Source organism: Peribacillus sp. CSMR9, from assembly GCF_033141925.1.
Lineage (GTDB): Bacteria > Bacillota > Bacilli > Bacillales > DSM-1321 > Peribacillus > Peribacillus simplex_A.
The window spans coordinates 1-11,697 of the sequence record NZ_JAOPHO010000093.1; the positions used below are offsets into that span (position 1 = coordinate 1).

9 protein-coding genes and 1 pseudogene are annotated in these 11,697 nt (G+C 39.0%); 1 reads left to right on the forward strand and 9 read right to left on the reverse strand.

Annotated features, from left to right (window positions below; all coding sequences use genetic code 11):
* Positions 1-271 precede the first annotated feature (271 nt).
* The 4 genes from N9I19_RS22580 to N9I19_RS22595 form a co-directional block, all read right to left on the reverse strand.
* On the reverse strand, positions 272-1,414 hold the full coding sequence (locus N9I19_RS22580; RefSeq protein WP_317779043.1) for a M20 peptidase aminoacylase family protein: 1,143 nt from the start codon (positions 1,412-1,414) through the stop codon (positions 272-274).
* 19 nt (positions 1,415-1,433) lie between these two features.
* The gene (locus tag N9I19_RS22585; RefSeq protein WP_284471106.1) at positions 1,434-2,852 is read right to left on the reverse strand and encodes a YfcC family protein; all 1,419 of its coding nucleotides are present in this window, start codon (positions 2,850-2,852) and stop codon (positions 1,434-1,436) included.
* 29 nt (positions 2,853-2,881) lie between these two features.
* Positions 2,882-3,988, reverse strand: coding sequence for a mandelate racemase/muconate lactonizing enzyme family protein (locus tag N9I19_RS22590; RefSeq protein WP_317779044.1), 1,107 nt, complete (start codon positions 3,986-3,988; stop codon positions 2,882-2,884).
* 84 nt (positions 3,989-4,072) lie between these two features.
* Positions 4,073-5,389 carry a MarR family transcriptional regulator gene (locus N9I19_RS22595; RefSeq protein ID WP_317779045.1) on the reverse strand — a complete coding sequence of 439 codons (1,317 nt, stop codon included), beginning with the start codon at positions 5,387-5,389 and terminating at the stop codon, positions 4,073-4,075.
* Positions 5,390-5,704: 315 nt separating this feature from the next.
* Here N9I19_RS22595 and N9I19_RS22600 point away from each other — a divergent pair, with 315 nt between their 5' ends.
* Entirely contained in the window at positions 5,705-6,166 is a 462-nt protein-coding gene (locus tag N9I19_RS22600) for a VOC family protein (protein WP_317779046.1), read from the forward strand.
* Positions 6,167-6,273: 107 nt separating this feature from the next.
* Here N9I19_RS22600 and N9I19_RS22605 read toward each other — a convergent pair whose 3' ends face one another.
* The 5 genes and pseudogenes from N9I19_RS22605 to N9I19_RS22625 form a co-directional block, all read right to left on the reverse strand.
* A complete protein-coding gene (locus N9I19_RS22605; protein ID WP_317779047.1) occupies positions 6,274-7,176 on the reverse strand; it encodes an aldo/keto reductase in 903 nt (300 codons plus the stop codon).
* Positions 7,177-7,513: 337 nt separating this feature from the next.
* On the reverse strand, positions 7,514-7,645 hold the full coding sequence (locus tag N9I19_RS25355; RefSeq protein ID WP_411730810.1) for a PTS lactose/cellobiose transporter subunit IIA: 132 nt from the start codon (positions 7,643-7,645) through the stop codon (positions 7,514-7,516).
* A gap of 308 nt (positions 7,646-7,953) precedes the next feature.
* On the reverse strand, positions 7,954-9,582 hold the full coding sequence (gene abc-f, locus N9I19_RS22615; protein ID WP_317779048.1) for a ribosomal protection-like ABC-F family protein: 1,629 nt from the start codon (positions 9,580-9,582) through the stop codon (positions 7,954-7,956).
* 460 nt (positions 9,583-10,042) lie between these two features.
* Complete coding sequence (locus tag N9I19_RS22620; protein WP_317779049.1) at positions 10,043-10,912, reverse strand: cation diffusion facilitator family transporter; 870 nt, start codon at positions 10,910-10,912, stop codon at positions 10,043-10,045.
* A 218-nt stretch (positions 10,913-11,130) separates the two neighbouring features.
* A pseudogene (locus N9I19_RS22625) lies at positions 11,131-11,388 on the reverse strand (ATP-binding protein); the annotation flags it as partial.
* Between the last annotated feature and the right edge of the window lie 309 nt (positions 11,389-11,697).

Consider the following 11,697-nt stretch of genomic DNA (forward strand, 5'->3'; position numbering starts at 1 on the left):
ATTGGACATGGCGAGGTCCAAAAATGGCCTAACATAGTGGGCTCGTAGAGCCCCAATCTCCTAACTTCAGGCAAAAAAATTCAAAGGGAATCTCAAAAAGGGGTTCGGAATTTTTAAATTCCGAACCCCTTTTGTCTACAAACTGAGGCCACTAATCAATTAGTGGCCTCGCTTGTTTACCATTAACTTGAATAATTAAAGACAAAATAAGTCTAATTCCTAGCAATCATTTTCGGAGAATTTAGCCGGCTAAAAATTAAGTGGTACCTTTTTATTTGTTATACTTATAAAAAGTTTCAATGACTGCCCTCGTTAATATCTCAATACCAGTGAAAATGGCTTCCTGATTGAATACCATGTTGGGATGGTGCAACCCTGGCTCTAAATTGCAGCCAACACCCAGCATCGTGGCTTTAATTGCAGGTCTTTCCTTTGTATAAAAATGAAAATCCTCACCGCCGGGAGTGATGATGGGCTTAACGAGCCCTTTAGCCCCCAAGGTTTTTTCTATTGCCTTCCCCATCAATCGTTCCGCTTCTTGATCAATGGATGCGGCATAAACTCTTTCTTTGTGCTTGAAGGTAATTTGACATTGATGGAAGATGGACATTTTCTTCAAAACATCGTCCACCTTCTCGATCAATTCGTCCATCGCTTCATTCGTTTCGGCGCGTAAGTCAAGACTGAACTTGGAGGACCCAGGTATAATATTTGCATTTTCCCCTCCTGCGGAAACCTGTGTCATTTTGACTGAATAAGATAATTGCGGGTTTAGCCGTATTCCTTTAAGCTGTTCAACGATGGCACTGATCACTTCAATGGCGTTTAAAGTCAAATGAGGCCTGGCACCATGTCCATCAAATCCGTGAATCTCACCAAACACTGTATCGGCTGACCCGTGAATGATGCCTGAAGCAGCTTGTCCATGCTTAATCTCATGAATGGGGCGCAAATGAAGACCAAAGAGAAAGTCAACATCATCCAATACCTGTTTTTCAATCATCTTTAAAGCACCCTCACCAACTTCTTCGGCAGGCTGAAAAATAAACTTTAACGTACCTGGAAGAATTGCCTTCATTTTTCTTAATAACAACAACACACCCAATACAATCGTCATGTGAGCATCATGCCCACATGAGTGGTTGGCACGTATTGTCCCATCCACCTCCTGAAGGAGAGCATCCATATCAGCCCTCAATCCGACCGTTAACTTATTTCGCCCTTCCTCTGGATACCATGTCCCCACGATTCCAGGGATATCCACAAAACTGGTCACTTTAAGATCGTTTTGTTTGAGGACCCTTGAAATATAAGATGTAGTCTCATATTCATTCCAGCTCACTTCAGGATTCTCATGAAGATGGTGGAAAATCTCCAAAACTTGAGGTTTTATTTCATTCAATAATTCCTTCATCAAACCACTCCTTATTCTCTCAGGAAATACCAAGGGCCACTGCAACCATGAGTGCAATGCAAGCAATCAAAGTCCACCCGAGAACTAATTTCCAAATGAATTTAACCCATCGCTCATAGGGAATCCCAGCGATGGCCAAATATCCCATCAACGCTGATGACGTTGGAATGATGGAATTCGTAACCGAATCCCCATATTGGAAGGCAAGAACGGCAAGCTGTCTTTCCAAACCCAATATATCCGTAATGGGAACCATGATCGGCATTGTTGCGGCAGCCTGTCCGCTACCCGAAGAAATGAATAAATTCAGGATTGCTTGAGTAAAGAACATGCCTACCACATTCAACGTTTGCGGTAAGTGGCTTATCCCGGACGCCGCCATGAAGACCAATGAATCTATGATTTTCCCTTCTTCCAGCACTACTGTTATAGCCCTTGCAAAACCGACGATCAAAGCCCCAAATGTTACTGCTTTGGCCCCATCGATAAATGAATCGAAAATTTTCCCAAGCTGAAGCCCCCCTACAAGCCCGCTAACGATGCCCATAATCAAAAAAGAAGCGGTAAGCTCGGTTAAAAACCAATCCCATTTGAACACACCATAAATGTTAAAAGCCAGCCCAAAGGTCATCGCTATGAAGACCAGCTTGTGTCGGCCCGTCAATTCGGGGAAATCGACCAAACCAGCCGTTTGTTTTTCTTTTAGTTCAATATCATAGATTACACTATTTTCAGGATTTCGCTTAACCTTATTCGCATACCGGCTAACATACCAAATGGCAAATGACAGTACAAAAATATAAATAACGAATCGAAAACCGATTCCAGAGAATAAAGGTACTTCAGCCAGTGATTGCGCCACCCCTACCGTAAATGGATTGAGCATGCCCCCGAAAAACCCACTGGCTGCACCAAGTGTAATCATGGCCGTTCCAGTAACTGCATCAAAGCCCATTGCCCTTGCTATAGCGATACCGATCGGTACAAAGATAATGGTCTCTTCTGCCATCCCCATGCTAAAACCGCCAATGGAAAAAAGCAGCATACTCAAAGGAATTAAAAGCTTTTCCCTCCCCGCAAGAGATCGGACCCCTTTGTATACCCCTGCTTCAATGGCCCCGGTAGTTCGTATGATTGCAAATACACCACTTACAAGAAAAATATAAAAAATAATTTGGGCTCCCTTTTCCAATCCCAATGGAATGGAGGTGAAAAGGTCAAAAAAGCTAACAGGGTCTTGTTCAATAGCATGATAGCTTCCATCAACTACAAGCATTCTCCCCGATTCTTCATCCTTAACCCGGTCGAATTCACCGGCCGGAATCACATATGAAGCAAGTCCTGCCAAGATGATTATGATGAAGATAAGTGTGTATGTATGCGGTACTTTTAACCAAGCTTTTTTCTTGACCGGCACAATATTTTTTTCGGTTTCCATCCATTCACCTCATCCTGTAAATCTTATAATTAAACCAGCTCTTTTTTTATGGTTAATTGCTCAAGAACCTCCTCGTTAATTACGATTCCAAGCCCAGGTTCCCTTGTAAGATGGACATACGGTATTTCATAATCAAGATTCCCAATATCGAGACTGAATAGCAGCGGACCAGTCAATTCAGTGCTGGTAATGTTTTTTCGTGAAATGGCTGTATGGTACCCTGCTGCAGACCCGATCGAGGATTCTACCATTGATCCGATTTGGCAGCTGATTCCTGCGACCTCTGCTGTCTTTGCCAATTGGATAGCCTGATAGATTCCGCCGCATTTCATTAGTTTAATATTGATTTTATCTACAGCTTTCTTTTTAATGATTTCCTGCAGATGGGTTCCGTTATGGATGCTTTCATCTGCCATTAGTGGTATCGTCGTTTTTTCCTTAAGCTCAGCAAGACCGTCAATATCCCCCATTCTAATCGGCTGTTCCAACCATGAAAGGTTAAATGGTTCCAGAGCCTTCACTGCCTGAAGTGCATTGGCATAGGTGCCCCATCCTTGATTCGCATCAACCCGAATTGGAACCTTCTTCCCGACTTTTTGTCGAACCGCAGCAATCCGATCTACATCTGATTCAATATCCCAGCCAACCTTAAGCTTTAAAGAACTATAACCTTGGTCGACAGCTTCCTGTGCTTTTTCAGCCATCATGCCCGGTTCGTCTATACTTAAAACCTTAGCGAAAGAGAGGGATTCATGGAACTTCCCACCTAATAAATCATAAATCGGCAATTTGGTGTATTTCCCCATCAGGTCATAGCAAGCTATATCAATGGCCGCTTTTGCCGAGGGATTTCCGCTGATGGCGGAATTCATGATATCGTGAATCATTTCCATATTAAATGGGTTTACCTGCTTTACAGCAGGTAACAGGACATGCTTTAGTACTTCGAATGTCGAATAAAACGATTCCCCAGTTACATGTTCATCAGGCACTGCCTCCCCATATCCCACCAGCCCGTTATCGGCTATTAATTTTACGATAACAGAGGGCATATGCTTGTATGTTTCATAGGAAATGACAAATGGCTCTTTTAATGGCAAATGTGTGGCATGAATTTCACAACGTTCAATAAGCAAAACAAACCTCCCCTTTCACTGTCGCTATATGTCGTTAATAAAAACAATATATACCAATCTCCTTTTCCTGTAAAGTCTGAAAATTTAATTTTCGGTAAGTTTCTTGAATTTCTCCGCTGGTACATATAAGTTCCGAGGTCTTCCTTGCCCATATGGATGTTCCTCTCCAATTTTGCTGAGACAGCCGCCTTCAGTAAGTCTTTTAACGAATCTTTCTGCCGATCGTCTGGTACAACTCATGTATTCCTCTAGCTCTGCTGCTGAAAAAGCCCGAAAATGATTTATCGAAATAAACCGATGAATCAATTTTATATTTTTCGCACTCATTTTTAGTTCCCTGGCCAGTATTTGAATGGTTTCATCTTCATTTTTCAATTCCACTTGGTGATTCCCTTCAAATAATGGTCCCTGAAGTTTTTGATCTTCATCCACCAAGCATGCTACCGTTTTTCTTTTTAGGAATTTATCGGTAAAAAATAATGCTTGTGCCGAATGTTTTTCCGCCTCTTGAATCGTATATCCATATCCAATGCCAATTTGGAAGAGGGTTTTAAATTCCTGTTCCATTTGTCCGATGATTTCATCATAAATATCTGATTCAAACGCCTGCAATGCTCCGCGTGTAGTATAAATCAAATGTGGATTAAAGTATTCAAGAGAAACGCGAGCCTGTAATCTCTTACTCAATTTCTGTAAAAAATTTAAAAATAGATCACTTTCATTAAGCTTTTGTTGATAATCTTGAATGGAAATGACAGCAATCTGTGATTCTTCCGTTTTCCTCAGTTTCAACAAAGATATAGCTCCTGTAAGACTTTCTATTAAGGTATGTTTGGGCTGAACCATAAATCTGGAAGGAATGGATAGCCTTTGAAGTTCCTGATAAACAGCATGAATGCTCGTTAGTGCGAAATGGGTTTTTCCTTCTTTATGCCTGTTGCTATGGAATTGAACGAATTCGGCAATATTTAGTGTCTGGGTGCCTTCTTCCCTTTTGTAAACCCACGGGTAATCCTTCACATAAAGGGATTTTACTACGACTTCCGATTCTTCCAATACCTTCATTAACAGGTTTTTATCCGGTAAATCGATTGAGATTTCATTTATAGTAACCTTTTCCGTATGAGAAATAGATAACAACGAAAGCGCAACTGTCAATTCATCAAAAGGGACATATATAGCTTCTATTAAATTTCTTTTAACTTGTTCGTATCCATAATAAAAAGGGATGGAACCTGAAAACAATACTAGATCGGTTTGTTTACCGGCATCTTCTATTAATAGACTGGTTTCTTCCGGCAGATCATATTGAAAGGAAATGAATTGTACCTCAGGAAACAAAGGAAAGTGGACAGATAAGGATTCCAAAAAATACTTTGAGCCTATTACACCGATTTTCATGTTGCTTCACCTCGAAAATGAAATTTTATTTTTATTATAACGGTAGAATCGTATTAGTAACTACAAATATTCACCAAAATCCTGCATCTAAGTTTAAGCCTGTTTCATCATCAAATTTCGGAAATGTCACCTTACGACAAACTAACATCGCCCATATTTGTTATTTATAGTATCTTATTAATAGGGAATGGAGAATCATGTTGTATTACGTTTCCGTGGAATTTATCCGGTTTTAATTTCGAATGACCAGCTTTTAGTTTCACATTTAAAGTTTCTAAATCACTGACAAAACGTTTTTTCTGAGAGGAGTTCAAGATGATCAAAGGTCTCTATGAAGCGCATTTACCAGTATCAGATATGCAAAGGTCGATTGATTTTTACCGCAAACTTGATTTAGAACTTGCCTATCAAAGCGAGAGGGTCGTTTTCTTCTGGCTTGAGAAAGGGAAAAGTTGGCTTGGTCTTTGGAAAACGAACCAAGTGGAAATTCCCTATCATCCTTCCATCCGTCATGTGGCATTACAAATTGATATAGGTGACATGCCATCGGCGAAAGATTGGCTGAAAAATAGAGAAATTGACATTCGGCCTTTCTTTAATTTTACTGAAGGACAGCAGCCTTTGGTTCTCGATAATAACCCGCAAGCCCATGCGGCCATTTATTTTGATGATCCAGACGGAAATGTACTTGAATTGATTGCTCCATTAAGGTTGGACTTTGAGGGAAGTTTTGGAGAGATGTCATTAGAAGATTGGTATAAACGATTCCCAATTTAAATGGAGAGATGATTCCAGTTGTTATTATTGCAATTTAAGAATGGGACCCCCCATCCGGGTGTCCCATTGCTTCTGGGGAAGGATTCTTGTTCAAGGGTACAAATGCATTACGGGATATCATGCCCCATCGAGCTAGTTAAAATGTTAAACCATTGTTCTTTTTTCATGCTTAGATTTAGTGAATCAATGGCGCTATCCAGTCGTTCTTTCTTACCGGAACCAACGATCGGAATGATTTTTGCAGGATGCCTCAACAGCCATGCATACATAACCTCATCTATTCCATTAGCACTGATTTCTTCTTTTACGATTTCTAACGTTTTTCTTAAGCGGACAGCCTTTTCGTTTGATTCCTCAAAGATGCTTCCTCCTGCAAGTGGTGACCATGCCATAGGAGCCACGCCCATTTCCTGACAAAAGTTAATGGTTCCGTCTTCGAAGTTTTCAAGATTGTATGCAGAAAGTTCCAGTTGATTTGTTACTAGAGGATATTCAAGGTACGCTTGAAGCATATCCCATTGCGGTTTTTTGAAGTTCGATACCCCAAAGTTACGGACCTTTCCTGATTCTTTTAATTGATTAAACGCCTCAGCCGTTTCCGACGGGTCCATCAGGGGATCAGGACGATGGATAAGTAATAAATCAATATAATCCGTTTTAAGATTCATAAGGGATTGTTCAACAGACTTTATAATGTGAGTTTTATTAGTGTTATAATGGTGACTTTTATGAGAAGGGCGGTTTTCTGATTGTATGACTATGCCACATTTCGTAACGATCTCCATTTTTTCGCGTAAAGATGGCTTTAATGAAAGGGCGTTCCCAAAAATCTCCTCACATGTGTAGCTACCATATATATCAGCGTGATCATATGTAGTGACCCCCCGATCCATTCCATGTTCAATAAAAGATAGGATTTCTTCGGTGGAAAATTTCCAATCTGCCAATCTCCACATACCGTGAACAATGCGTGAAAGACTTAGATCTTCAGTTAGATTGACTCTTTGCATGTTGTTTCTCCCCTTTTATATCATGATTGGGCAAAAATTGTTTGGTAATGCTTGCTATCATGACTATCCTTCGTTAATCTGTGACAGAATCAATTGCTGCTGCCTTGAACATTAGTATAATTTAAAATTTCAGATAATCCTAATCTTGAGTGACCCTTTTATGCCTTATTTCTTTTGTTTAGGTACATGAACCTTAACAAAAGAAATCATGTCGTGCAATTTCACCCGTTATGAACATAAGAAAAAGCTGCCGCAGCAACCTTTTAAACCCTCTTTCAGCATGAATCACTTCATTAGTTCTTTTGTGTTTTCTCGTGTAATTCCACGATTTCTATTGCTAAATCTTTTGTTGTCGAGTCATCAAGTGATCTTGAGCATGGATCAGGAGCATTGGGATATCGAATTTCTCATCATTCACTTCTTGTTGAATCAATGCGGTTTGGATTTTATGTGCCGCAACAAAACTCATGTTCCGCTTCCTTTAATTTATCCTGGGCATCGCTTGATTTACCTTATTTTTGCAAGGCGATGGCTTCCATTGCACACCTGCGGGCATTCCCGCTATGGAGAATTAATTGAAATGATAATTCAGAGAGATCCTCTTTCGTTTTCGTCACATTAATTACTACTCGATTTTAATGAAAATTCAATTTTGTTTAAACGGAATAGATTCATAGGATGTTCTGATTAACCACCTTCTTTACCTCCTCTTACTCTACCGCTCTTTATCAATCAAATGGCCCCTCTCGATTGAGAAGGGCCTTTTATGGGTTGCACTTAATCTTCAAGTTCCTTTTTCTTGTTCAAGAGTTGAAGATATTCCCTATCCAATTCCTCCTTTTCCTCTTCCTTCACAACACTTGACAGTTTCCCAAGTGTATCGATGATTTGCACTTCAATCATAAGAAGTTCATCCTGTTTAACTTGATGGCCATCCATGCCCTTATCCAATTTTGTTGTTTCCTGGTTGACAGTTCTTACTCTCGGAGATTCATCCTCGAATGAAAGTACATGCGTTGCAAGTGATTGGATCAATGAACGATCATGAGTCACAAAAACGATTGTTCCTGGATATGCTTTTAACACTTCGATTAAAGCCTCTTTCGTATTTATATCCAGGTAATTTGTAGGTTCATCCAAAACCAATACATTATAGTTTCCCAAAAAAACTTTTGCTAGCGAGGCCCTGACTCTTTCCCCACCGCTTAAGAGTGATACTTGTTTGTGAACGTCATTTTCTTTAAAAGCCAATCGTGATAATAATGTACGAATGAAGGCTTGATTGTAGGGACTATCCTCCAAAATATTTTCAAGTACCGTTTTACTTTCATTCAAATTTTCTTGTTGTTGTGCAAAAAATCCTATCTTTGCCGGCTTCGCGACATATATATCTGTGTGACGTTTCACTATCTTTTTCAGTAATGTCGATTTTCCTGAACCATTTTGACCATTGATGGCGAGTCTGCATGCCAGGGGAACATCGCCATAAATATGTTGTTTCAGCATTCTAGAACCGACCTTCAGGGAACAGCCATTAAATCGAATGACCCTTTTGCTATGCAGTGATGGAAATTCCGAAATATCAAAAATGATAGGAGGATCTTCCCTTGGTTTTTCTTTTTTGGCTAACTTATCGATCCGAGTTTCAATCGCTTCAGCAGAACGGTTCAGTTTCGCTTTTTGTTTCCCAGCGCTGCGTTTATGCAGCCTTGCCTCTGAATTGCCCATTCGTTTAGGGGCTTTCCTAATCGAATCAGATTTGCCTTGCAGGTTTTGTGCAGCCTGTTTCAATCTATTCTTTTCGCGAGTATACTCTTCAAATTCCTTCTTTTCTTTTTCTGTTTTTGCTTGCTTCTGCTTTGTATACGCTTCGTAATTCCCTTCATATACAGTAACCTTGCCTTGCTCAACTTCCCATATTGTTGTACAAAGATGATTTAAGAATGCCTTATCATGTGAAGTAAGCAATATAGCGCCATTAAAAGACTTTAAATCCTTTTCCAATTGTTCAATTCCGAATACATCTAAATGGCTAGTAGGTTCATCCGCAATCAATACATCCGCATTGGAGGTCAGGGCAGCGGCGATTTTTCTTCGAGTTCGTTCGCCGCCGCTTATCATTTCTTGATCCTCATCTGGCAGTTTCCATATACTCGTTAATACTCCGCTTATTTCTTGTTCATTTTCCTCTATCTGTGGGATATAGCTGACTGTTCCATAGCTTTCTATATGACCGGAATCTGGTTCATTAACGCCTGCTAATATAGAAAGCAGAGTCGTTTTGCCTTCTCCATTTCTACCAACTAAACCAACACGGTCATGACTGTATAGATGAAGTGATTCAACGGAAATAACTTCACGGTTCCCGTAGCTTTTCTTTAAATCATTCGCCTTTAAAAATAACATGAAAAATCCCCCTCTATTTTTTCTAGAGAGAGATCGCCTGTTACTAAATTAATATACATAAACCAAATATACCTCTCCTGATTTCGATACCAGAAAAAGTATTTGTATATGAATTAGTACCTATAAACGAACAGACGAATCCCATCTCTAAACATAATCATTAAAAATCTCACATGGGTATCTAAAAAGATTCTTGTTCAAATGAAAAATTGACGCTCACTTAGAACTCACCAATAAAATCGGTAAGCACACAAAGTGACGCACACTTGCATTGAACATACCTAACCGTTTACACCCATTGAAATAGATTTAGATTTACTGTTTATTAGATAAGATTACTGCTTCATTGTATAAGGTACCTTTTCCTTCCAATGTAATAAATTAATGATTGCACATTATTATATGTTTGTAAAGCTAATATATACCCGTTTTTCTTAATGATCAAAAAAAAAAGAGTTCATTAATTAGGTTCTACATGGACATGAACATCGTATACTCCATGATTCCTCATCATCACTTTTTCTACATGGGTCGCAATATCATGAGCTTCTTTAATATCCAACGTAGAATTGACAAGGATCACAACATCAATCACTTCATTATTCCCGTAATTCCTCCCTTTGATTTCTTTTATCCCCTTGACTCCATTCAGATTTGTAATTACATCCTTATAAAGTTGAATTTTATTTTCATCAAATCCGTCAGAAAGTTCATGGGAGGCTTGAATGAATATATCCCAGGCTGTTTTGCATATTAATAGTCCAACAATGATGGCAGTTAGGGAATCCAGCCAAGGCATTTTTAATTGGGAGCCGAAAATCCCTATAGCTGTTCCGATACTTACCCAAGCATCGGAAATATTATCTTTTGAAGCTGCCAGAACGGCTTTACTGTTAATCTTAATAGCAAGTTTTTTATTATACCGATATACAAAATACATAGCTATTGCTGATAAAACGCCTACATACCCTGCCATAATGTCAGGTGATTCTTTTCCACCTTTAAGCATGGAAGCAACTGCATCTATTAAAACTTGTACACCAACAGCAAACATAATAAATGAAGCAACCATCGAAGCAATCGTTTCACTTTTCCAATGGCCATAACCATGATCTTTATCGGGGGGTCTTTGAGCCAGCCTTAATCCGATCAGTACAGCAATCGAGGCGATAATATCAGTGGTGTTGTTCAAGCCATCCGCCTTTAATGCAGCTGAGTCACTTATGTATCCTATAGCCAATTTCATGATTGATAGACAAATATAAGCAATGATACTAATGATTGCACCACGTTCGCCTAATTTGAGGTCATTATATTTTTGTTCTTCCATTCAACTTCCCCCCACAATTAAGTACATGAATATAATATCAACTTAAAAATGGGTGGGTCTATAGCAACCTTTTTGTATCGTTTTATATAAGTAAGTGCTAGATAACTATGTTGCATTCGGTAAACTATCTGAAAAGAATAATATTTACGGAAACTTGATAAAAAGCCCAGCATGAAATAATCCTGCATCACGCCGCAAAATAACGAGCTAAGTGAGATTTAAATCGTTTTTTCGACTGTAAAACAAAATAAAGTTCCTCTTTCATTTGATTGTAAATTATATTTTATTTGCAGGATCCTTGCTATGTCCTCAATTATTTTTAAACCAAGCCCCCTACTTTTACTATCGATAACAAAACCAATCCCATTATCCCTGATAATCACCACATTTTTTTCAATGGTTATCTCAAGTTTGTCAGCCTTCGAGTGCTTTAATGCGTTTTGAAAAATGTTATCAAATAACCTTTGGAGCCATAACGGCAATGAATATAAAAAATATATTCTTTAATACTTTAAATAATCTTTTCATAGTATTCTCCTTTCAAGTTATATTGAAAGGATATGATTTAAAAATAAATTTCTCATTAATTTTCATTGAATATTTTCGCTTTTCACTTAAGATAAGCCACCATTTGTTCATTTTGAGGAGAATTCATCTTCAATAACCAGGGAATTAAAAAGTCACTACACTAGTAAACTTTAATTATTACAAAAATCGAGTAGGAGGAGGCGCCTAGCCTCCGACCTCTCACACCACCGTACGTACCGTTCGGTATACGGCGGTTC